Here is a 22,979-nt window from a genome sequence, read left to right on the forward strand (position 1 = left end):
TAGAATATAATTAATGTAAACGATTCGCATAATAAATTCTAGGAGGAATAACAAAAATGGAAGTATTAAAAGTATCAACAAAATCAAATCCTAATTCTGTAGCTGGAGCACTAGCAGCAATAATAAAAGAAAAGAACACTGCAGAAATACAAGCAGTTGGCGCAGGAGCAATAAATCAGGCTGTTAAGGCTATTGCTATTGCAAGAGGTTTTATAGCACCTAGTGGAAAAGATATCATATGTGTACCTGCATTTACAGATATACAAATAGATGGGGAAGAAAGAACAGCAATAAAATTAATAGTACAACCTAGATAGAAAGCTATTTTAAAACATGTGCGGTGATTTTTAAGTTGAAATTATTAATAAAAACGATTATACTATAATAGTTAAACGCTATATGTATTAATTTTTAATAAAAGAGGTGTATATTATGATAGAAAAACAAGTTTCAGTAAAAAATTCATCTGGTCTTCACGCTAGACCTGCAACATTATTAGTTAAAAAAGCTTCATCATTCAAATCTGACGTTAGTATTGAATATAACGGAAAGAAAGCAAATGTAAAGAGCTTAATTGGTGTTTTATCTTTAGCAGTAACTAAGGATGCAGTGATCAAAGTTATAGCTTCAGGTGATGACGAAGCTTTAGCAGTTGAAGAAATCGTAAAATTAGTTGAAACTTTAGAAGACTAATATATGTAAAATAAGGTTCCGTATTTTTTAATATGGAACCTTTTTTTATATTAGTTTTAAAATTTGATAGTCAAATATAAAAAAGATATGATATAATACGAATGATGAAACGAAAAGAATAAAATATATTCGTGTGGAGGTTTTTTGATGAGAAATTTATATAGTACACCATTAAATTCAAGATATGCATCTAAAGAAATGAGTTTTATTTTTTCAGATGATATGAAATTTACAACTTGGAGAAAATTATGGGTTGCTCTAGCTGAAGGAGAAAGAGAACTTGGATTAAATATAACAGAAGAGCAAATTAAAGAACTAAGAGATCATATAAATGATATTAATTATGAAGTGGCAGCTGAAAAAGAAAAAGAAGTTAGACATGATGTTATGAGCCATGTATATGCATATGGATTACAATGCCCAAGTGCAAAAGGAATTATACATTTAGGAGCTACATCTTGTTATGTTGGAGATAATACAGATATCATAATAATGAGAGATGCTTTAAATTTAATTAAGAATAAAATAGTTACTGTTTTGAATCATTTAAAAAAATTTGCATTAGAATATAAAGATATGCCAACATTAGGTTTTACTCATTTTCAACCAGCTCAATTGACTACAGTAGGTAAAAGAGCTACATTATGGATGCAAGATTTAGTTATGGATGTTGAAAATATTGATTTCTTATTATCGACTTTAAAGCTTAGAGGAGTAAAAGGAACAACTGGAACTCAAGCTAGCTTTATGGAACTTTTTGATGGAGATGAAAGTAAGGTTAAAGCATTAGATACAATAGTTGCAGAAAAAATGGGATTTGAAAAGAGTTATGGAGTTACAGGTCAAACTTATCCAAGAAAATTAGATTCTATAGTATTAAATACTTTATCAGAAGTTGCGCAAAGTGCATATAAATTTAGTAACGATTTAAGGTTACTTCAAAACATGAAGGAGATGGAAGAACCGTTTGAAAAGAATCAAATAGGATCATCTGCTATGGCATATAAGAGAAATCCTATGAGAAGTGAAAGAATTAGTGCATTGGCGAGATATGTTATAGTTGATGCGTTAAATCCAGCTATAACTGCAGGAACTCAATGGTTTGAGAGAACTTTAGATGATTCTGCTAATAAGAGATTGTCTGTAGCAGAAGGGTTCTTGGCTCTAGATGGGGTGTTGAATTTATACATTAATATAGCTGAAAATATGGTAGTATATGATAAGGTAATAGCATCGCATGTACTTAGAGAATTACCATTTATGGCAACTGAAAACATAATGATGGAAGCTGTAAAAAGAGGTAAGGATAGACAAGAATTACATGAACAAATAAGAGTACACTCAATGGCTGCGGCTCAAAGAGTAAAAGGCGAAGGTCTGGATAATGACTTGATTGATAGAATTATAGGTGATGCTTCATTTGGTCTTTCTAAAGATGAGATTTTAGCAATTATTGATCCGACTAAATTCGTTGGAAGAGCACCAGGCCAGGTTATAGAGTTTATTGAAGAATATGTGAATCCAATCATTGATAATAATGAAGAAGCTTTAAAAATTAAAAGTGAAATAAATGTTTAATTAATAGATACTTAAATGAAGAGGGGATTGAAAAGCAATTTTTCAATCCCCTTGTTTTGTGTGCCCAGCATGGGTACGTACTAATCGGTGAAAGTCCGTAATGGGGGCTGATAGTGCCAACCATTAGCCTAAGACAAGGGTGTCCATCGTGAGATGGAATCTGAAGGAAGTCGGCGGCAAAGCCTTGGTCTGAGGTACACGAATTACATTTGAGGCTCAAAGCTACGGGTAAACTTGCAAAACAAAGTAAAGCCCTATAACTATCCGAAGTAGCTTGAGTAAATGTAGCAGATGGATGAGGTGAAAGTGCGTGTTCTTACCTGGGGAGATCTGATAGATACGTACCATAAGAATTAAATTTCTAGGTCACAACCTATATAGTGATATATAGCTGAACTATCAGAAGTCAGCAGAAGTCATAGTAACTCCGCTAATCGCGATAGCGGATGAAGGACTGAACGTTAGGAGGTTTACAACTTTGGATAAATCAAAGAAATTGCAAAGAAAGCAGAAAACTCAATATAGAGACCAATTGATGGAAGTAGAAGTGGAACTTCAAGGTAAATCAAAGGTGCCGAGTAATTCTAGGGTTTTACCAAATAGAGAAAGCGTAAACGATGGAGCATTTGATACTAGTAGATTACTTGAAGAAGTTCTAGAAAGAAATAATATGCTTTTAGCACTTAAAAGAGTAATTAGCAATAAAGGTAGTCATGGTGTTGATGGAATGAAGACCGATGAACTTCGTGAGCATATCAAGAAACACTGGGAAACAATTAAAGTTAAACTACTAGAAAGTAAATATAATCCGTCACCTGTAAGGAGAAAAGAAATATCTAAACCAGATGGTGGAGTTAGACTTTTGGGAATACCAACTGTACAAGATAGATTAATTCAACAAGCAATTGCTCAAGTATTATCTAAAATATATGAACCTCTATTCTCCGAAAATAGTTTCGGTTTCCGACCTCATAGAGGAGCAAAGGACGCTATAACGAAATCAAAACAGTATATAACTCAAGGAAATAGATGGGTTATAGATATGGATTTAGAGAAATTCTTTGATAAAGTTAATCATGATATTCTCATGAACAAACTTGAAAAGAAGATACAAGACAAAAGGTTATTATCTCTAATAAGAAAATATCTTAAAAGCGGAATTCTCATAAATGGGGTCTCGGTAGCAAGTGAAGAAGGGACACCACAAGGTGGTCCGTTAAGTCCGCTATTAGCTAATATAATGTTAGATGAATTGGATAAAGAACTTGAAAGACGAGGTCACAAATTTTGTAGATATGCAGATGATAATAACATATATGTTAAAAGCAAAAGAGCAGGGTTTAGAGTAATGAAATCTATAACCAATATAATTGAAAATAATTTGAAACTTAAAGTAAACAAGGATAAAAGTGCAGTAGACTTTGTATCAAAACGAAAGTTTTTAGGATTTTCGTTTTACTTCTCGAAAAGCGGAGCAGAAATAAGAATCCATGAGAAATCTATAAAGAAATTCAAGGAAAAGGTCAAATTCTATACTAACAGAAATAAAGGAATTAGTATGGAATACAGGCTACACAAATTAAATCAAATCACAAAAGGATGGATTAATTACTATGGAATTGCTAACGCACGCGGAAAGCTAATTGAACTAGATAAATGGATTAGAAGAAGACTAAGAGCTTGCATATGGAAACAATGGAAGAAGATCAGCACTAAACAAAGAAATCTGGCTAAATTAGGAATCGATAAATACAAAGCATGGGAATATGCAAATACAAGAAAAGGCTATTGGAGAATATCCAAAAGCCCAATTTTGAGCAAGTCTTTAAACAATAAATACCTAGAATCTCTAGGATTTATTAGTCTAACACAAACATATCAAATGAGACATTAAATTCTGATGAACCGCCGTATACCGAACGGTACGTACGGTGGTGTGAGAGGTCGGAAAACAAAATAATTGTTTTCCTCCTACTCGATTGTGGTTGGAAAATTAGTTTTATTGAAATCTTAAGGCTCTAAGTGTTGGATACTTATTTGGATATATCTCACTAAGAGGATAATTTAGTTTGTTATAGCTATGGCAGCAATATAAGCAATCGTTATTTGGTAGTTTGTAGGTTATGAATCCATTATGAAAGTAGCGGCCTATTTTAGGAGTATAAAATTGAATTAAATCACCTTTTGATAACAAACTATCGTTAGGAACCTTAATAGCTAAATTATTATTTATCAAATAAGAGTAAAGCTCTTGTACCCGAATCCAGGAATTAGTATAAGGGGCCCATATTTTATTCTTTTTTAAACCACCAGAATAAAGTATTTGAGAAGCGAAGTTGGTGCAGTCACCTCCAATACCTTCAAAATATTTATATTCAGGATTTGGAGTTAATGCAAAGGTTTCCGCGTAAGTACAAGCAGATAAAATATTAAAACTGTAAGAGTCTCTATCTCTTGCACTAAGATAAAAAGATGATTCACAAGTATTGAAGGTTTCATTTGTAGAATTAATTAGGGGGAAATTTGTTTCAATGACAAAGTCATCTTTATAATATTTTAAACACTTTATTTTAGATAAAGGAGTGTCTAATAAGTAATTATATAAAATAGGATTATCTTCATTTTCAATCAAAAGTTGTATTTTGAAATTATTTTGCAAATTTTCTAAAATAGTAATATATTCAGAAATATAGGAAGAAATTATTTTAGTTGGAGCATTTTTTAATTTGAAGCAGATTCTTAAGTTGAGTTTTAATTTTATTATTTCTTTATTCTTTTCTAAAATACTATATTTATAGGTGAAATGAATATTTTCAAGTATTGAATTAATAAATTTCCGATATTTATAAAGTTGTAGTTTATCTAAGTAAATTTTTTCTAAAATCAAATGATTAATATAAGGAGACATATCAGGAACTAAATTGAGGTTATCATAAGGAGTTGAAAGTAGATGACATAAATCATATAAAACTTTTGATAACATTAATATTTCTCGATTTAAAATTGTTAATAGTATATATGTATGATGAAAATTAAAAAAATATATACACGATTGAAATTAAAAAATATGTACACAAAAATTCTTTTGATTACTTAAAATCTAAAAGTAAAAAATTTAACTTGTAGATATAATAATTATAATAAATATGCTATAATACAATATAAATGAGTTTTTTACAAATTACTATAAATTTATATTAAAATAATCAAATTATATTTAGAAAAATATATAAATTTGTTAAGTGAGCTTACAAATTACATATTATTGTAAGTTGGACAAAATTTATGAAGATTTTTATAAAGGAGCTATAAAAAGGAATGCAAGAATTATCTAACGTAATAGCTGATAGATATGAAGAAATAATTAAGATGATGAAAAGTTTTACAAATGAATATCTTAATGAAGAGTATATGAGAGTTTGTACTTTAGCTACAAAAACACTTTGTTTAAACAATGTAGAGCAGTTAAAAAAGGGGAAAAGTGCTTCATGGGCAGTTGGAGTGGTACATGCAATAGGAACATTAAATGATTTATTTGATTCAAAAGGAGTACCATACATTAAAGCTGTTGATTTATATAAGGCATTCAATGTTAGTAGTAGTACAGGTTCTAGTAAGTCTAAGGAAGTGAAAAATCTATTGAATTTATCAAAAGAAGATAAGCAATGGATTATAGTAGAGACTGATAAATCTAAAAGCACAAAAGATAATGTGTTTGAAGAAGAGGTAGCTGTTACAACAGAAGAAGTTAAAAATGAAACAAAAGAAGAATTAAAATTTACAGTAGAAAAGAATGTCATAATGGCACAGCAAATTGTTGATTATGCATGGAAACAAAAAAATTATAAGAACAAAGCAAAATATGCTAAAGAAGCATTAGCAATATGTGAAGATTGTTCGGATGCATATATTATTTTATCAAAAGATTCTAACTTGAATTCTGATGAAAGAAGAGCTTTTTTAGAAAAAGCAGTAAAAGCAGCGCAAAATGTTTTGAAAATTGATAATTTAGAAAATGCTAAGCCTGAACTGCTTAATTCAAAAATTGCCGAACCTTTTTTTGGAGCTAAATATAATTTGGCAATTCATTTATGGGATAGTGGAGAAAGAGAGGCAGCAATAGAAAGTGCTCTTGAAATTTTAAAATATGATGAAAAAGATAGTTTAATGGTAAGGAGTATAGTAGTTAATTGGCTTCTTATTGAAAAGAAATATGAGCAATTAAAAAGTTTGATAGAAAAGTATGAAAAAGATAAATTAGCAGCTATTCATTATAGCAATGCAGTTTTATTATATAAAACAAAAGAAGTTAAAAATGCTGAACATGCATTAAGAAGAGCATATAAGAGAAATCCTCATGTTATACCATATATTTTAAAACAAAAAAAGGTACCAAATTTATTGCCAAGATTAATTAGATTTGGTAGCGAAGAGGAAGCTATGAAGTATGCTAGCCTAGGATTAGAAGTATGGAATGACGCTGATTTAATTAAATGGGTAAAAGAAAAGAAAAAAGATTTTGATATGGTAATACAAAATTAATACTTTACATATATATTACAATATGGTATTCTGTAACAGAAAATTAAATAAAAAATCTTCGGGGTTGGGTGAGATTCCCTACTGGCGGTATAGCCCGCTAGCTTTAAAAAGCAGATTCGGTTAGATTCCGAAGCCTACAGTTATAGTCTGGATGATAGAAGATAGTTATATAAATAATATTTAAAATTAAAATTTTAAATATATGTATTGCGATTAGAATTAAAGTTAAGCGTTTATAATTTTATTATTATTGAGCGTATTAAGGCAATACTATAATTTATTTGAGCCCTGAATTTATATTGAATTCAGGGTTTTTGATGTTAGTTTGATATTAATAATACTAGGTAATAAAATAAGTTATTGATAAGGTTATATTACTATCAATAGTGGGTATAGAATTACTAGATTATTTATTTATATTATATTGAACATTAAGCATAAATTGTTTTTTGAAAGATAGTTTAAGCTAATTATAACGTCAACTAATAGAAATAAATTGTTTAAAATTTATTATAAATATTATAACTGCTATATCAGAGCTCTGGAGATTCAAATTTTCAGAGTTTTTTTGCGCGTATAAAAATCTCTAATTATTACAAAATTATATATAGATGAGTTTATGAGAAATACAAAAGATGTAAAGAATGATTTAAATGGGAGATGATGAGTTTGGATGAGAAATATATGGATAGAGCATTAGAATTAGCAAAGAAAGGTATTGGTAGAGTTAATCCTAATCCGTTAGTTGGAGCAGTCATAGTTAAGGATAATGAAATAATAGGAGAAGGATATCATGAATGTTATGGAATGGCTCATGCTGAAAGAAATGCTATAAAGAATGCAGTGAGAGATGTAGTGGGAAGTACCATTTATGTGACACTTGAACCATGTGCTCATTATGGAAAAACTCCACCGTGTGTAGATTTGTTAATTGAAAAAAGATTTAAAAAAGTCGTGATTGGAATGTTAGATCCAAATGAACTAGTTGCAGGAAAAAGCATAGAAAAATTGAAACAGCATGGTATTGAAGTTGTAGTTGGAATTAGAGAAGAGGAATGTAAAAAGTTAAATGAAATCTTTATTAAATACATTACATCAAAATTGCCATTCGTAGTACTAAAAAGTGGAATGTCCATAGATGGTAAAATAGCAACATATAATGGCGAATCTAAATGGATAACCTCTAAAGAATCAAGAGAGGATTCGCAAAAGCTAAGAAATAGGCTACATTCCATTATGGTTGGAATAAATACAATTATTACTGATGATCCAGAGCTTACTTGCAGAATTAATAAAGATAAGAATTTAATTAGGATTATTGTAGATACTAAACTTAGAATCTCTTTAGAGTCTAAAGTGATTTTAAATAGTGATAAAAAAACAATTATTGCAACTACTATAAATGCTGATGGAAATAAAAAACAAAAGCTAAGAGAATTAGGAATGAAAATTATAGAAGTACCAAGTAAAAATAATAAGGTGGACTTAAAAGAGCTTATTAATAAACTTGGGCAGGAAGGCATAGATTCAATACTTATTGAAGGTGGTGGAACACTTAATTTTTCTGCACTTGAAGAAGGTATTGTAGATAAAGTGGTTTTTTATATAGCTCCTAAAATATTGGGGGGAACGAATAGCAAGAGTAGCATATCAGGAAAGGGATTTTCGAAACTAAGTGAAGCAGTCAACTTAATTGATATGAGGTATAGAACTGTAGGAAAAGATTTAGTGGTAGAAGGATATGTAGAAAAGAAGTAATTAGGGAGGGTAGGATGTTTACTGGAATAATTGAAGAAATAGGAATTGTACAAGAATTTAATTTCGTAAACGGCTTTGGGATAATACGAGTAGGATGTGTTAATGTATTGGAAGGTACAAAGATAGGCGATAGTATAGCAACTAATGGAGTTTGTTTAACTGTTAAAGAAATAAGTACTAACTCGTTCAAGGCAGAAGTAATGGGGGAAACTTTAGCTAAAAGCAATTTGGGGAGGTTGAAAACAGGAGATAAGTTAAATCTTGAAAGAGCATTAAAATTAAGCGATAGACTAGGTGGACACATAGTAAGTGGACATATTGATGGAGTTGGAAAAATAATTTCAATAAAGGAAGAAAGTAATGGAACGTGGTTTACTATTTCGGCTCCAAAGGAGGTATTAAAATACATCATATATAAAGGATCTATTGCTATAGATGGAATAAGTTTGACGGTTGCTTATGTGGATGACTTAGTTTTTAAAGTTTCAGTAATACCACATACGTTGGACAATACAATTCTTCCAGGTAAAAAAATGGATTCTAATGTGAATTTAGAATGCGATTTGGTAGGAAAATATATAGAAAAGCTTTTTACAGGGAATAAATCAAATGAAGAAGTAGAAAGTAGTAATATTACTATGGAATTTTTAAAAAATAGTGGTTTCTGAAAAACATGTTATAGAGTTATGAAAATGAATTAGTAGTTAGGAGATTAAAAATGAAATTTAATAGTATAGAAGAAGGAATTAAAGATATACAAGAAGGTAAAATGGTTATAATTGTGGATGATGAAGGAAGAGAAAATGAAGGTGATTTAGTAATTCCTGCTGAAATGGTTACTGGAGAAAATATTAATTTCATGATTAAGTATGCAAGAGGATTAGTATGTGCACCAGTAGATGAAGAAATAGCAGCTAAATTATGCCTAAATCCAATGGTTGAAAAAAATACAGATAATCATGAAACTGCATTTACGGTTGCAGTAGACCATAAAGATACAACTACAGGAATATCAGCCTTCGAAAGAGCTTATACAATTAACAAACTTGTAGATTCAAATGAAAGAGATAGTTTTAGAAGGCCTGGTCATGTATTTCCTTTGATAGCTAAACGTGATGGGGTATTAGAAAGAAGAGGACATACAGAAGCGGCAGTAGATTTAGCAAAACTTGCGGGATTTAAAGGTGCAGCAGCTATCTGTGAAATAATAAATGATAATGGCACAATGGCTAGAAGAGATGATTTGATTGGATTTGCAAAAGAACATAGTTTAAAGATATTAACTATAGAAGATTTGATTAAATATAGAAAACAGGATAATTTTAGTGTCACCAAGGAAGCAGAAGCTTATTTACCAACAGAATATGGTGATTTTAAGATATTGGCTTTTAGTGAGAAGAATTCTTCAAAATGCCATCTAGCCTTAATAAAGGGAGACATTACTACTGATGAACCTGTACTAACAAGAGTTCATTCAGAATGTTTAACTGGAGATGCTTTAGGTTCTAGGAAATGTGATTGCGGTGAACAATATGCTGCAGCAATGGAAATGATAGAAAAGGAAGGTCGGGGGATACTTCTTTACATGAGACAAGAAGGAAGAGGAATAGGTCTTTTAAACAAGATAAAGGCATATCATTTGCAAGATACTGGTTTAGATACAGTAGATGCAAATTTGGCTTTAGGATTTAAAGAGGATATGAGAGACTATAAAGTTAGTGCTGATATGCTAAAAATATTAGGAATAAGCAACATTAGATTAATAACAAATAATCCTGCTAAAATTAAAGATCTTGAAAAAAATCATATTAATGTTGTTGAAAGAATTCCAATAGAAATGCCTATAAATAAAAATGATGAGTTTTATATAAGAACAAAAAAGGAAAGAATGAATCATTTAATAAATTTATAATAATTTAATGTATAGATATCCAAGGCAAGAATTAGACATATGCGGAACTACCGAAATTAAACACATATTTATTACAGCGGACTAATGAAATTTTCGCTGGATGGGTTCTAAGTGGAAGGATGCACCCATTTCTGCATGTTCCTAAAGTAAATTTATGACAAGCAGAAAGTGGAACAACCTTCCACTAATAACCATCACAGCTTAATTTCATATGCCGCTTGCACAAATATGTATCTAATTTCTGGTGCGGTGTCGAGATTATAATTTATCAACAATTGATAATTAGAATATATAATAATATTAAGCAATGGAGGAAAAGTGTAATGAATATTTTTGAAGGAAATTTAGTTTCAGAAGGATTAAAGTTTGGAATAATAGTAGGAAGATTTAATGAGTTTATTGGTGGTAAATTATTAGATGGTGCATTAGATGGATTAAAAAGACATGGAGCTAATGAAGCTGATATTGATATTGCATGGGTTCCGGGTGCTTTTGAAATTCCATTAGTAGCTAAGAAAATGGCCCAAAATAATAAATATGATGCAGTGATTTGCTTAGGAGCAGTAATAAAAGGTGCAACTTCTCATTATGACTATGTTTGTTCAGAAGTATCAAAAGGAATTGCTAGTGTTTCTCTTGAAAGTGAAAAGCCAGTTATATTTGGCGTACTTACAACGAATACCATTGAACAAGCAATTGAAAGAGCAGGAACTAAAGCTGGGAATAAGGGATATGAATGTGCAGTTTCAGCAATAGAAATGGCTAATTTGCTTCGAGCTATAAAGTAAAAATGTAAATTGAAGTAGCAAGTCAATTATTGGAATTAATCATATTTTAGATTAACTCTAATAATTGACTTGTTATTTTATGTTGAATATTGTGCTAATATTAATATCAGTGTAATATAATAATATAATGTACATTTATAGGCTATTTTGTAATTTACGCAACAAAAACAATTATACTATCTTGTTAACTAAAGGAATTTCAACATAATCAAAGAATAAGTTAGAATACTCAATAAGAATCTAGATATAAGCAATGTAATATAAGATCATAATAGATAGGAAGATTGTTGAAGCGTGTTATAAATGATATAATTATGTGGTACAAGGGGAAAATAAAGGGGGAAGGGTTAGTTAAACCGATAAGATATGAAAAATAAAATTTTAGCACTTGTTTTAGCAACAGTAATAATTTCTGGTAACTTAATACCAGTATCAGCAACACCAAGCAATGAACAGCTTGATGCTTCAAGACAAAAATATGCGGATATAGAAAATAAAATAAAAGATATTGAAGCTAAAATTTATGATTTAGATATGAAAATGGAACCATTGCAAGCATCAATTGATAAAAATAAGGCAGAAATAAGAAATATTAATATTGTCACTGAAAATACCAAAAAAGATATTGAACAATGTAAAAAAGATATCAATGATTTGGATTTAGCTTTAGGAAAAAGAGTCAAGATAATGTATTCATCAGGAGATTTAGAGTTTAATTATTTAAATTTCATACTTAATTCAGATTCTACAAGTGAATTTTTTTCAAGGGTACAAGCCGTTGGAACAATTATAGAAAAAGATAAATCGTACATAGATGGTATTAAGAGTAAAAGAATTGAGTTAAATGATAAGGTGAAATCTTTAGACGATAAAAAAACTGAAATAAATAAGTTAAATAAAGAAGTTCAGGACAATTTAAATCAATTAGCAAGTAATAAAAAAGCAGAGCAAGAATTGGCAGCTGAGGCACAGACTGAAAAGAGTAAGTTTGATGTAGAATATTTATCATTACTGGAAAGAGATGCAGTTAAGACCCAATTTGATGTTATAGATAGTTCGAATAGTTCTTCAGCAGATATTGAAGGAGCCGTTAGTCAGTTAGCTAGTATTAGGGACAATCAGATTAAGAGCCCAATTGTTACCAAAGAAATAAATGATAAGATACAAAAAGGAAAAGCAGCAGCTTCTAAAAAGAAAGACCAAGAAGCAAAAGCAGCTGCAGAAAGTCAAAGGCAAGCACAGGCTCAGGTAAGTTCAACTAGTACAAAGTCTACTAGTAGTAGTAATAAGAAGTCAAATTCTTCAGTATCAGCACCAGCAGCTGGAAATGCTCAAGCAATTTTAAATGAAGCCTATAAACATTTAGGAAAGAGTTACGTATGGGGAGCAACAGGTCCGAGTAATTTTGATTGTTCAGGATTCACAGAGTATGTTTATGAACATGCAGCGGGAGTAGATATATCAAGAACAACATATACTCAAATAAATGTTGGACAACCTGTTAGTCAAGACCAACTTAAACCAGGAGATTTAGTATTTCCACATGCAGGCCATGTTGGTATCTATGTTGGAAATGGCCAAATGATTCATGCGCCACAAACTGGAGATGTAGTTAAGGTAGGACCAGTATATAGTTTTTACGCTGGAAGAAGAATTCTTTAATATAGAAAATAAAATGATTATTAGAATAGCTGTCCAAATTTTGTGGACAGCTATTTTTAAATTAAATAAATTGTTAATTATTTTGGAACTCTTTTCAAAACCGCATGATTATGATGTCCTAAAAATAAAGGAACCGTTTCAATATCAACATCGCTATGTTCTAAACCAAACCACCTTTCTGGGGAAACTGTATATCTCTTTATGAATAGTTTCAATTTAAGTATAAGTTCTTCCCAGTAGTTTAAGTCAGATTCATAGGAAAGCTGTTCTAAAATTAGTAGAAAGCGAAAATCACTAACTTTTCTATCAGGCATTATAGAGTAATTTCTGGATTGGACATCTATTTCACCACTTTCAACTAAATCAGTTGATATTTGACGCATAAAGACATTTAATTTTTGTTCTACTCTAAAACCGAGTTTAATTTGTACTTTTACAATATAAGAAGTTCCAAAGGTATCAACAGAATACTCGGCCACATAAGGTTCGTCAGTAACGACAATATTTACAAACCAGTAAACTTCGGCTTTTTTTGGTCTTTTATCTAAGATAGAATACATTATCTTTCTCTCAATTTGCTTAGGTTTACTGCTGCTAGTTAAACATACAAGATTTGTTGTATATTTAGGACGGTCTTTATCTTGACGTAATTGATCTAAGATATCTTTATAATCATCAATAGGAACATGCTCAATCAAACGCATTTTTATATAATATCCTTTTATCCAAATATACATAATAGATAAAATTGAAAAAGCAATTAAAGCAGCAATAAATCCACCATGCATAAATTTAACAATATTTGCAAGGAAGAATGAAATTTCTAAAGCACCGAAGAATAAGAGAATACTAATAGCAATAATTAGGTTAGTTTTTTTCTTTAATAAATAATTAAAGAGAAGAATAGTTGTCATTAGCATTGTTACTGTAATTGCAAGGCCATAAGCAGCTTCCATATGCGCAGAATTTTTAAAGTAAAGGACTATTCCAATACAAACAATCCACAAAACTTTATTTACTGAAGGTAAATATAATTGTCCTTTAGAACTAGATGGATACATTGTATGCAGTCTAGGAAATAAATTTAACTTTATAGCTTCAGAAACAAGTGTAAAAGATCCAGAAATTAAGGCTTGTGAAGCTATTATTGCAGCAAGGGTTGAAATTATTATACTGAAAACTAAGAAACTAGCAGGAACCATTTGGTAAAATGGATTTAATTCTGATAATCCTAAAAATTTAGCATTATTTTTTGCTGATAATATCCAAGCACCTTGTCCAAAATAATTTAGCAGCAAGCATATTTTAACGAATGGCCAAGAACCATAAATGTTTCGTCTACCAACATGACCAAGGTCGGAGTAAAGTGCTTCAGCACCAGTTGAAGATAAAAATATACTGCCAAGAATAAAAAATCCTAATTTATTTTCACTGCTAAAAAGAGTATTAATTGCATAGTATGGTGATAGTGCACGTAGTAATGTCCAATTATGAGAAAGACTTATGATGCCAAATATGGCTAAAGAAGAAAACCAAATGAGCATAATTGGACCAAACATTTTGCCAATTAAATCAGTTCCTAAATGTTGAATAAAAAAGAGTAGGCTTATAATAGCTATTACAATAATTATAATACTATGTTCATAATGACCAAAAAGTTCTTTAAAGCTTGGAATAAGATCTAAACCTTCAACAGCTGAGGTTACAGTTACAGCTGGAGTTAGCATCCCATCTGCTAGTAATGCAGAACCACCAATCATTGCAGGAATTATAAGCCACTTTGCACGATTGCGGACTAGTGTAAATAGAGAAAAAATTCCACCTTCACCGTTATTATCGGCTTTTAAAGTGATGATAACATATTTTATTGTTGTTAAAATAGTTATAGTCCAAAAAACCATAGACAAGACGCCGAGAATAAAATTTTCAGATACGTTTTGTAGGCCGCCATTGCCTTCTAAGATAGATTTCATAACATATAAAGGAGAAGTTCCAATATCTCCATAAACAACTCCTAAGGTTACAACAATTCCAGCTAAAGTAAGTTTGTTAATGTTATTTTGTTTCATAATCAATCTTCCTTTTATAGTATAATTTAGGCACTATCCAATTAATAACAAGTCCACTTGCTAGCCTATTTTTCATCATCAGAGGAGGTTAAATTGCATGCGCAATTTAACTAAGTTGAAGCCAAATACAAGATTTGTGCTCTCACTTATAATAGGCTTGCTATGAGGCCATTTTGTTTCCTTCCCTGATGAAAAATATGCACCTTTAAAAAGGAGTAGCTATGCTGCAACATCGGAACTTATATTGGCAATTTTGGACTTGTTATTTATTATCATGTGCCTTATGCCAAAATAATTCTTATGATAACACTATTTAGAAAAATAAGTCAAATTATTTTGAAAAGGTAAAAATTACATAACTATATAAAATAATAGGAATATATGATTTATTGAAGATAATAAATATAGATTAGCTATTTTGAAATTCTTTTTAATTTAATATTGTTATTTCCACCAATAAATAGTGGAACATTTTCAACATCAACATCACTGTGTTCAAGTCCAAACCATTTTTCAGGGGAAACAGTATAACGCTTTATAAACAGCTTAGCTTTAAGTATAAATTCTTCCCAAAAATTTAATCGTGATTCATATGACAATTGTTCTAAAATTAAAAGAAAGCGGAAATCACCAATTTTTCTATCGGGCATTGTAGTATAAGTTCTAGATTGAATTTGTATTTCTCCACTTTCAACTAATTCAGTTGAAATTTGACGTAAGAAAACATTCAATTTTTGTTCGACTCTGAAACCAAGTTTTATTTGAACTTTTACGATATAGGAAGTGCCAAAAGTATCTGCTGAATATTCTGCTAAATAGGGTTCATCAGTAACAACAATATTAACAAACCAATAAACATCAGCTTTTTTAGGTCTCTTATCCAAAATAGAATACATAAGTTTTCTTTCTATTTTTTTGGGTTTACTGCTATTAGTTAAGCAAACAAGATTTGTTGTGTATTTAGGACGATCAGGATCTTGACGTAAAAGATTTAACTGCCCTTTATAATTTTCAATTGGGACATTTTCTATTAATCTCATTTTAATATAATAGCTCTTTATCCAAACATACATAACAAATAAAATTGCAGAAGCAATTAAAGCAGCAATAAATCCGCCATGCATAAATTTTACTATGTTTGCAATAAAGAAGGAAAACTCTAGTACACCAAAGAATATAAGAATAGATATTGAAATAAAAAATGGTGTTTTTCGTTTTAGTAAATAATTAAACAAAAGAATAGTTGTCATTAACATAGTGACTGTAATTGAAAGACCATAAGCTGCTTCCATTCGTGCAGAATTTTTAAAATAGAGAACTATTCCAACACAAACAATCCACAAAAGAGTATTTACTGAAGGCATATAAAGTTGACCTTTTGAACTTGAAGGATACATAGTATGTAATCTAGGAAATAAATTTAACTTAATAGCTTCAGATACAAGTGTAAAAGAACCAGATATTAATGCTTGAGAAGCAATAATAGCAGCAAGGGTAGAAATTATTATGCCAAATAGTAAAAATTTATATGGAATTAGTTGAAAAAATGGGTTTAAGGCCTCTGAATTGAGAAATGTAGGATTTTTCTTTGCGGATAATATCCACGCTCCTTGCCCAAAGTAATTTAATAATAAACATATTTTAACGAACGGCCAAGAACCATAAATATTATTTTTCCCAACATGACCAAGATCTGAATAAAGCGCTTCAGCACCAGTAGTTGATAAAAATACACTTCCAAGAATAAAGAAGCCGAGTTTGTTTTCATTACTAAAAAGAGTTCTTACTCCATAGTAAGGAGAAAGTGCTCGCAATAATGTCCAATCATGAGAGATTCCTATTAGTCCGAAGATCGCAAGGCAAGAAAACCAAAGGAACATTATAGGTCCAAACATTTTTCCAATCAAATCAGTCCCAAAATGTTGGATAAAAAATAGAAGGCTTATAATAGCTATTACAATTATAATAATGCTATCTTGATTAGCACCTAAGCTCTCCTTAAAACTAGGAATTAAATCTAAGCCTTCAACTGCTGAAGTTACTGTTACAGCAGGAGTTAACATTCCATCAGCAAGTAAAGCAGAACCACCAACCATAGCTGGAACAATAAGCCATTTTGCACGATGACGTACTAAGGTGAATAGAGAAAAGATTCCACCTTCACCGTTATTATCTGCATTTAAGGTTATAAGAACATATTTTATTGTTGTTAAAATGGTGATAGTCCAAAAAATAAGAGATAATGCACCAAGTATAAAAGTTTCAGATACATTTTCTAAGCCACCATTACCCTCAAGTATAGATTTCATAACATAAAGTGGTGAGGTTCCAATATCACCATAAACTACTCCCAAAGCCACAATTATTCCACTGAGAGTGAGATTTGTAATATCATGATTTTTAGTAACATCTTTATGAGTTGAAAGTGTTTTCATAATCAACCTTCCTTTTTAGTATATTTTTGTAAATGCATTTATATTAGTGCTTTTGAAGCAGAAAAAATATGCACAATTAATATTTAAACTATCACAATCATTATGTAAACTATCACAATTATTATTAGTTTAGTCACATTGATTAGTAGACTAGTTTAGTATTTCCACTTAGAAGTTTTAATATGTTTGAAAAATCAATTGACTAAAAAGGCAACTTATAAAATTCTGTATTTTTGTAATACTATATATATTGCAATTATCAATGTTCAATACCCCACAGGGTACTATTTTAGGACATCAATGATCAATCAATGTTGATTTCCTTTGGAAATCCGCATTTCTTTAACAGTTCTTTTTTGCGATATATATTAATTAACTATAAAAATCTTAAAATATAAGAAGGAGAATACTATTATGAGTAGAAATAATGATGGAGATAAATTTAAAAATATAATGAGCATAGGAAATTTTACGAAGCATGCTGTAGAAAATTTCGAAGAAAATATAGTAGAGCAAAAAAATTATTTAGAAAAAGTTAATGCTAGGGAAAAATCTAAGGATGATAACTAAGATATTTTTATTATTAAAATATAGGGGTAATATTTTGCATGACTAAGTTTTATGGAGAGGTGATAAAATGGAAAATATATTAGGTTATTATTTAATGCCACATCCACCAATAGTTATTCCGGATATAGGAAAAGGTGAAGAAAAGAAAATAGAAAGTACAAGTTTAGCTTGCAATAAGATTGGAAAAGAAATAGCAGATCTAAAGCCTGAGACAATAGTAATTATAACACCCCATGCAGCTATGTTTTCTGATGCAATAGCTATATCTGATGAAGAAAGAATTGCTGGGGATTTAAGTCAATTTAGATGTACTAACATAAAAATGGATCTTCAAATTGATAGAAAATTTAATATTGAGCTTGGAACTGCTTGTCATCTAGAAGGAATTCCTTCAGTACTTGTAAACTCAGAATTGTTGAATAAATATGAAGTGAATTATGAACTAGATCATGGAACTATTGTTCCACTATACTTTGTTAACAAATATTATAATGATTATAAGGTAGTGCATATAACTTATTCTATGATTGGTGATATTAATTTGTATAAGTTTGGTATAGAAATAAAGCAAGTAGCAGAAAAGTTAGATAGAAAAATAGTTATAATAGCAAGTGGAGACCTATCACATAAGCTAAAAGAAGAAGGGCCATATTCCTATTCACCTTATGGAGAAAAATTTGATCGTGAACTTTTAAAAAACATTGAAAAAGGTGATGTTAATGCAACGTTCAATATGAATAAAAATATGATAAGTGAAGCAGGGCAGTGTGGATTAAATTCTGTATATATACTTCTAGGAGCAATGGAAGGTAAGGAGATAAAAGGAGAACTTTTATCCTATGAAGGAACCTTTGGGGTAGGATATGGAGTAATGAAACTTGAAAGACATGGAAAGGATAAAAATTATTTAGAGGAATTAATTAAACATAAAGAAGAACAATTTAATACAAAAATAAATAATAGTAATCTATATGTAAAACTTGCTAGAGAAAATTTAAATTACTATTTTTCTCATGGAAAAAGAATAGCTGATATTTCTTATTTGCCGGAAGAACTTTTGAAGGAAAGGCATGGAGTATTTGTATCCTTAAAAAAACATGGTCATCTTAGAGGCTGTATAGGAACAATAATGCCTACCACAGCAAATGTTGGAGAAGAAATTATAAGGAATTCTATAGAGGCAGCTATTCATGATCCAAGATTTCCGAAAGTTTCAGAAGAAGAATTAGCAGATATTGATATATCAGTAGATGTTCTTATGGATGCAGAACCTTGCAAAAAGGAAGAATTAGATCCTAAAAAATATGGCGTTATTGTATCTTCGGGAATGAGAAGAGGATTGTTATTACCAGATCTTGAAGGAGTAGATTTTATAGAAGAACAGCTTCAAATTGCATGTGATAAAGGAAATATAGATTATGATGGGCATTATAATATAGAAAGATTTGAAGTAGTAAGATATAAGGAGGAATAATGCTCCCAAATAGTTTTTCTATTAATAATATATAGATTTAATTTTATTTCAATTTGGGAGGTGGTTAATTTATGGATATAGAAATACCATTTTACGAGGAATATAAAGGGAGGATTAAATGTAAAATATGTCCTCACCAATGTATTATAGCTGAAGATAAATTTGGAATATGCAGAGTTAGAACTGTAAAAGCTAATAAGCCTTTTGCTGTAAATTATGGAGAAGTAACTTCAATAGCTGTTGATCCAATAGAAAAAAAGCCTTTGTACCATTTTAAACCATCTAGAGATATTTTATCAATTGGAAGTTTTGGTTGTAATATGACTTGCAGATTTTGTCAAAATTATGAAATATCTCAAGGAAAGCCTGAAACTCAATATTTAAATATAGAAAAACTGATTGATATTATTAAAAATGTAGAAAATAATGCTGGAGTTGCATTTACTTATAATGAACCATTTATGTGGTATGAATATATGTATGACGCAGCTAAAAGTATTAAAAAAAATAATGAAGATACTAGTGTTGTGGTTGTTACAAATGGGTATATAAATGAAGAACCACTTAAAAAGTTACTTCCTTATATGGATGCCATGAATATAGATTTAAAAGCATATACAAATAGATATTATAATAGTATTTGTGGGGCAAAATTAGAGCCCGTTTTAGAAACAATAAAAAGATGTGATAAGCATTGCCATGTGGAAATAACCACCTTGCTAGTTAGTGATGAAAATGATTCTTTAGAAGAAGCAAGGCAAATAGCAGAATTTATAGCAAGCATTAATGAAAATATTCCGCTTCATTTAAGCAGATATTTTCCAAGGTATAAAATGGAGAATGAAGCTACAAAGATAGAAAATATAATGGAAGCAAAAAGAGTGGCTGAAAAATATTTAAAATATGTATATGTGGGAAATATTGGAGGAGTTGATAATAATACATATTGTCCAAGGTGTAATGAACTCTTAGTAGAGAGGAATGGATATGTTACAAATGTATTTATTAATGAAAATAGATGCAGAAAATGTGGTGAAGAAATAAATATAGTATTATAGAACTTAGAGGAAATAATGAAATTAATAAAAGGTACTAAATATTTCAAACGAAATTTTTAGTACCTTTTGCTTATGTGAATTTTATTACATAAAAGTTCTTCTTGAAGAAATTAATCTTAACTCTGTAGTATCTATTCTATTAAAATTATCATGAAGTCTAGAATATTTTTCATATTCATATTCTGATTTAGAAAATATAGTGCTAGAGATTACGTTCCAAACTTTTGTTAAATAAGATTTATTATTCATAATGATACCTCCATAATAATTTAGTTAGCTGATGTTTTTGAATATCGTTTGCTATACTTATAATATAAAGGAATTTTAGAAAGAATGCATTTCTGGATTATTGCCTATTTATCAAAAAATTAACTTAAAATAAGTAGAAAATTATAGAAATTAATTTATGATTATATATATAATAATAAAAGACTAGAAGAATTTAATAATTGATAAAAATAACACAGAATATAGTGTTTTCAAGGGATTGGAACAGTCATATAATCAAAATCTTAATAAATATTGTTTTTATAGGAAGTAAATTTAATATTCAGTGAGATTATTTGATAAAATTGCTTATAAGATGGGAAAAAATTATGAAATAAATAATAAACTAAAGGATTATATCAGTGTTATTGCCAAATAGATAATATTATTATAATGTTAAATTAATAGAAACGTAGAAAATTAAAGGCTTTTTTAAAAGGTTATAGATACACAATGCAAGAATTATACTTATGCAAAACTTACCGAAATCAGACACATTTATCTTCCACAGGACTAGTGAAATTTTCGCTGTAAGGTTCTAAATGGCGGCTTGTCGTCATTTCAGCGTGTTCCAGATGTAAAATCTGGACAAGCTGTAAAAAAAACAAGCCCCTATTAAGAACCTCATCAGCTCAATTTCACATGCCTGCTTCCAGAAAAATGTATGTGATTTCTAGTGTAGTGTTAAGATTATAATTTCTTAATAATAAATATATATTACATTTATAAGTTGAATTATTAATTTGGATATCTATATCTAATAAATATTATGAATAGTAAAATTCCCTTGAAATCCTATATAAAATTTCAAGGGAATTATTGTATAGTAAACATATTATAAAAAAGTTCTTCTTGAAGAAATTAATCTTATTTCAGTAGTATCTGTTACATCGTAATTATCATGAAGTTTGTTATCAAAAGCATTTCTATCATGTGAGTATCCTGAATTATTAAAAAGTGAAACAGAAATAGCACTCCATACTTTAGAAAAATAAGATTTATTATTCATAATGATCCCTCCATAACAATTTATTAATTATTGCTTTATAAAAAGCAATTACTATACTTATAATGTAATTGAAAATTCTGAAAACTTCATCTTTTTAATATTGCCTATTTTGCAATAAAATATACAGAAATCTAAAAATATTTATGTAATTGATTTATAGATTATTTAAGTAGTAATAAAATATAACAAGAGTTATATAATTCATAAAAATATAACAAAATATAATATTTTATTATATAAAAAGCAGAGAATTACTGCTTTTTATATTTAGATATTAATAAACCTTTGGATTTAATTAAGAGTGAATGGGTTAAATTTAATTGCACCACTATATTGATAAGGATAATACTGCTTTAAGTGAGATAGAAAGCCTATCCATTGGATGGTTAAAGCTTTATATACTCTAATTAGGTCTCCTTCCATATGAATACGGTCCTCTTCAGTTAAATATTCTTTATGCTTAACAAATATAATTTCATCACGTAAATGCATCAAAGCCATCAGTAAATCTGCAAAGGTTTCATGCTCTAAGACACTTTCGTTGCCTATAAGACTAGATATAATATTCTTACTTTCTAAGATGAGTTTTTTGAGTTCTGAATAATTAATATTATCAAAATTAAGATTATGTTCATAATTTCTAAGTTTAATATCAGAAGTTTTTAAGTCAGAAAAGTCTAAGTTTAATGAGTAGATTTTGCTATCTGCAGCAACTATTAATTTTAATAAGCCAAAGCCAATTTCACTGAAAAATAATCCTACTAACATATTTAATTTGCTTAGACGTTCACGCTTTGCTTGTCTTTCTACAAGTTTGTCGAATACAAGTGTTACAGCAAGAGTATTTATAGGAATAAAACATAGACTCATTAGAGAATAATAAATAGTATTTTCTAATTGACCAAATACTAGATAATGAAGGAAAAACATCATAAAAGATAATAATACCAAAATGAATGAGATAAGAAGATAATGTTTAATATTTTTCATAGGGACTCCTTTTAAAATACAATTAATATAATAAATTATGATAGCATGTTCAATGAATTTGAACAAATACTTTTTATGGTAAAAGTTTACACTGAAAGTTCGTAGTGCTATTATTATTGTATGAGGTAAATGAATATGGTATTTATAAGGGGGTCAGGATATGTATTTAAGCAC

General features: G+C 29.4%; 19 protein-coding genes and 1 riboswitch. Of the genes, 13 read left to right on the plus strand and 6 right to left on the minus strand.

What is annotated here, in order from left to right; all coding sequences use genetic code 11:
- Positions 1-56: 56 nt before the first annotated feature.
- From CSPA_RS06650 to ltrA, 4 genes are all read left to right on the plus strand, one after another.
- On the plus strand, positions 57-317 hold the full coding sequence (locus CSPA_RS06650; protein WP_015391451.1) for a stage V sporulation protein S: 261 nt from the start codon (positions 57-59) through the stop codon (positions 315-317).
- 115 nt (positions 318-432) lie between these two features.
- A complete protein-coding gene (locus CSPA_RS06655) occupies positions 433-693 on the plus strand; it encodes an HPr family phosphocarrier protein (protein ID WP_015391452.1) in 261 nt (86 codons plus the stop codon).
- Between the two features lie 147 nt (positions 694-840).
- Positions 841-2,271, plus strand: coding sequence for an adenylosuccinate lyase (purB, locus tag CSPA_RS06660; protein WP_015391453.1), 1,431 nt, complete (start codon positions 841-843; stop codon positions 2,269-2,271).
- Between the two features lie 478 nt (positions 2,272-2,749).
- Positions 2,750-4,165, plus strand: coding sequence for a group II intron reverse transcriptase/maturase (ltrA, locus tag CSPA_RS06665; protein WP_015391326.1), 1,416 nt, complete (start codon positions 2,750-2,752; stop codon positions 4,163-4,165).
- Positions 4,166-4,270: 105 nt separating this feature from the next.
- On the opposite strand, the gene CSPA_RS06670 is transcribed toward ltrA, so the two are convergent.
- Entirely contained in the window at positions 4,271-5,254 is a 984-nt protein-coding gene (locus CSPA_RS06670) for an amidase domain-containing protein (RefSeq protein ID WP_015391454.1), read from the minus strand.
- A gap of 335 nt (positions 5,255-5,589) precedes the next feature.
- On the opposite strand from CSPA_RS06670, the gene CSPA_RS06675 reads away from it, so the two are divergent.
- The 6 genes from CSPA_RS06675 to CSPA_RS06700 all read left to right on the plus strand — a co-directional run bounded on the left by CSPA_RS06675 (position 5,590) and on the right by CSPA_RS06700 (position 12,933).
- Positions 5,590-6,813, plus strand: a complete 1,224-nt coding sequence (locus CSPA_RS06675) for a DUF6398 domain-containing protein (protein WP_015391455.1) — start codon at positions 5,590-5,592, stop codon at positions 6,811-6,813.
- A gap of 50 nt (positions 6,814-6,863) precedes the next feature.
- Positions 6,864-6,980, plus strand: a riboswitch (FMN riboswitch).
- Between the two features lie 502 nt (positions 6,981-7,482).
- Positions 7,483-8,571, plus strand: coding sequence for a bifunctional diaminohydroxyphosphoribosylaminopyrimidine deaminase/5-amino-6-(5-phosphoribosylamino)uracil reductase RibD (gene ribD / locus CSPA_RS06680; RefSeq protein WP_015391456.1), 1,089 nt, complete (start codon positions 7,483-7,485; stop codon positions 8,569-8,571).
- Between the two features lie 14 nt (positions 8,572-8,585).
- Positions 8,586-9,239 carry a riboflavin synthase gene (ribE, locus tag CSPA_RS06685; RefSeq protein WP_015391457.1) on the plus strand — a complete coding sequence of 218 codons (654 nt, stop codon included), beginning with the start codon at positions 8,586-8,588 and terminating at the stop codon, positions 9,237-9,239.
- A 50-nt stretch (positions 9,240-9,289) separates the two neighbouring features.
- A complete protein-coding gene (locus CSPA_RS06690) occupies positions 9,290-10,483 on the plus strand; it encodes a bifunctional 3,4-dihydroxy-2-butanone-4-phosphate synthase/GTP cyclohydrolase II (protein WP_015391458.1) in 1,194 nt (397 codons plus the stop codon).
- Between the two features lie 323 nt (positions 10,484-10,806).
- The gene (gene ribH / locus CSPA_RS06695) at positions 10,807-11,271 is read left to right on the plus strand and encodes a 6,7-dimethyl-8-ribityllumazine synthase (RefSeq protein ID WP_015391459.1); all 465 of its coding nucleotides are present in this window, start codon (positions 10,807-10,809) and stop codon (positions 11,269-11,271) included.
- Positions 11,272-11,637: 366 nt separating this feature from the next.
- Positions 11,638-12,933: a C40 family peptidase gene (locus tag CSPA_RS06700; protein ID WP_015391460.1), complete on the plus strand. Its 1,296-nt coding sequence runs from the start codon at positions 11,638-11,640 to the stop codon at positions 12,931-12,933.
- 77 nt (positions 12,934-13,010) lie between these two features.
- On the opposite strand, the gene CSPA_RS06705 is transcribed toward CSPA_RS06700, so the two are convergent.
- Together CSPA_RS06705 and CSPA_RS06710 are read right to left on the minus strand one after the other, a co-directional pair.
- On the minus strand, positions 13,011-15,002 hold the full coding sequence (locus CSPA_RS06705; RefSeq protein ID WP_015391461.1) for a KUP/HAK/KT family potassium transporter: 1,992 nt from the start codon (positions 15,000-15,002) through the stop codon (positions 13,011-13,013).
- A 413-nt stretch (positions 15,003-15,415) separates the two neighbouring features.
- Positions 15,416-17,437, minus strand: coding sequence for a KUP/HAK/KT family potassium transporter (locus tag CSPA_RS06710; protein ID WP_015391462.1), 2,022 nt, complete (start codon positions 17,435-17,437; stop codon positions 15,416-15,418).
- A gap of 414 nt (positions 17,438-17,851) precedes the next feature.
- On the opposite strand from CSPA_RS06710, the gene CSPA_RS29995 reads away from it, so the two are divergent.
- From CSPA_RS29995 to amrS, 3 genes are all read left to right on the plus strand, one after another.
- Positions 17,852-18,007, plus strand: a complete 156-nt coding sequence (locus tag CSPA_RS29995; RefSeq protein ID WP_015391463.1) for a hypothetical protein — start codon at positions 17,852-17,854, stop codon at positions 18,005-18,007.
- Positions 18,008-18,074: 67 nt separating this feature from the next.
- Positions 18,075-19,481 carry an AmmeMemoRadiSam system protein A gene (amrA, locus tag CSPA_RS06715; protein WP_015391464.1) on the plus strand — a complete coding sequence of 469 codons (1,407 nt, stop codon included), beginning with the start codon at positions 18,075-18,077 and terminating at the stop codon, positions 19,479-19,481.
- A 71-nt stretch (positions 19,482-19,552) separates the two neighbouring features.
- Positions 19,553-20,539, plus strand: a complete 987-nt coding sequence (gene amrS, locus CSPA_RS06720) for an AmmeMemoRadiSam system radical SAM enzyme (protein ID WP_015391465.1) — start codon at positions 19,553-19,555, stop codon at positions 20,537-20,539.
- A gap of 84 nt (positions 20,540-20,623) precedes the next feature.
- Here the strand turns inward: amrS and CSPA_RS30000 are convergent, their stop codons facing one another.
- The 3 genes from CSPA_RS30000 to CSPA_RS06725 form a co-directional block, all read right to left on the minus strand.
- Positions 20,624-20,788: a hypothetical protein gene (locus CSPA_RS30000; protein ID WP_015391466.1), complete on the minus strand. Its 165-nt coding sequence runs from the start codon at positions 20,786-20,788 to the stop codon at positions 20,624-20,626.
- Positions 20,789-21,641: 853 nt separating this feature from the next.
- Complete coding sequence (locus CSPA_RS30005) at positions 21,642-21,815, minus strand: hypothetical protein (RefSeq protein ID WP_015391467.1); 174 nt, start codon at positions 21,813-21,815, stop codon at positions 21,642-21,644.
- Between the two features lie 291 nt (positions 21,816-22,106).
- Complete coding sequence (locus CSPA_RS06725) at positions 22,107-22,805, minus strand: hypothetical protein (protein ID WP_015391468.1); 699 nt, start codon at positions 22,803-22,805, stop codon at positions 22,107-22,109.
- Between the last annotated feature and the right edge of the window lie 174 nt (positions 22,806-22,979).

The organism is Clostridium saccharoperbutylacetonicum N1-4(HMT) (assembly GCF_000340885.1).
GTDB classification, from domain to species: Bacteria; Bacillota; Clostridia; order Clostridiales; family Clostridiaceae; genus Clostridium; species Clostridium saccharoperbutylacetonicum.

Bases quoted from the DNA above. Each gene is read 5' to 3' on its own strand.
- CSPA_RS06650 (WP_015391451.1), top strand. From the start codon at position 57: ATGGAAGTATTAAAAGTATCAACAAAATCAAATCCTAATTCTGTAGCT.
- CSPA_RS06655 (WP_015391452.1), top strand. From the start codon at position 433: ATGATAGAAAAACAAGTTTCAGTAAAAAATTCATCTGGTCTTCACGCT.
- purB (WP_015391453.1), top strand. From the start codon at position 841: ATGAGAAATTTATATAGTACACCATTAAATTCAAGATATGCATCTAAA.
- CSPA_RS06670 (WP_015391454.1), bottom strand. From the start codon at position 5,254: ATGTTATCAAAAGTTTTATATGATTTATGTCATCTACTTTCAACTCCT.
- CSPA_RS06675 (WP_015391455.1), top strand. From the start codon at position 5,590: ATGCAAGAATTATCTAACGTAATAGCTGATAGATATGAAGAAATAATT.
- ribE (WP_015391457.1), top strand. From the start codon at position 8,586: ATGTTTACTGGAATAATTGAAGAAATAGGAATTGTACAAGAATTTAAT.
- CSPA_RS06690 (WP_015391458.1), top strand. From the start codon at position 9,290: ATGAAATTTAATAGTATAGAAGAAGGAATTAAAGATATACAAGAAGGT.
- ribH (WP_015391459.1), top strand. From the start codon at position 10,807: ATGAATATTTTTGAAGGAAATTTAGTTTCAGAAGGATTAAAGTTTGGA.
- CSPA_RS06700 (WP_015391460.1), top strand. From the start codon at position 11,638: ATGAAAAATAAAATTTTAGCACTTGTTTTAGCAACAGTAATAATTTCT.
- CSPA_RS06705 (WP_015391461.1), bottom strand. From the start codon at position 15,002: ATGAAACAAAATAACATTAACAAACTTACTTTAGCTGGAATTGTTGTA.
- CSPA_RS06710 (WP_015391462.1), bottom strand. From the start codon at position 17,437: ATGAAAACACTTTCAACTCATAAAGATGTTACTAAAAATCATGATATT.
- CSPA_RS29995 (WP_015391463.1), top strand. From the start codon at position 17,852: ATGAGTAGAAATAATGATGGAGATAAATTTAAAAATATAATGAGCATA.
- amrA (WP_015391464.1), top strand. From the start codon at position 18,075: ATGGAAAATATATTAGGTTATTATTTAATGCCACATCCACCAATAGTT.
- amrS (WP_015391465.1), top strand. From the start codon at position 19,553: ATGGATATAGAAATACCATTTTACGAGGAATATAAAGGGAGGATTAAA.
- CSPA_RS30000 (WP_015391466.1), bottom strand. From the start codon at position 20,788: ATGAATAATAAATCTTATTTAACAAAAGTTTGGAACGTAATCTCTAGC.
- CSPA_RS30005 (WP_015391467.1), bottom strand. From the start codon at position 21,815: ATGAATAATAAATCTTATTTTTCTAAAGTATGGAGTGCTATTTCTGTT.
- CSPA_RS06725 (WP_015391468.1), bottom strand. From the start codon at position 22,805: ATGAAAAATATTAAACATTATCTTCTTATCTCATTCATTTTGGTATTA.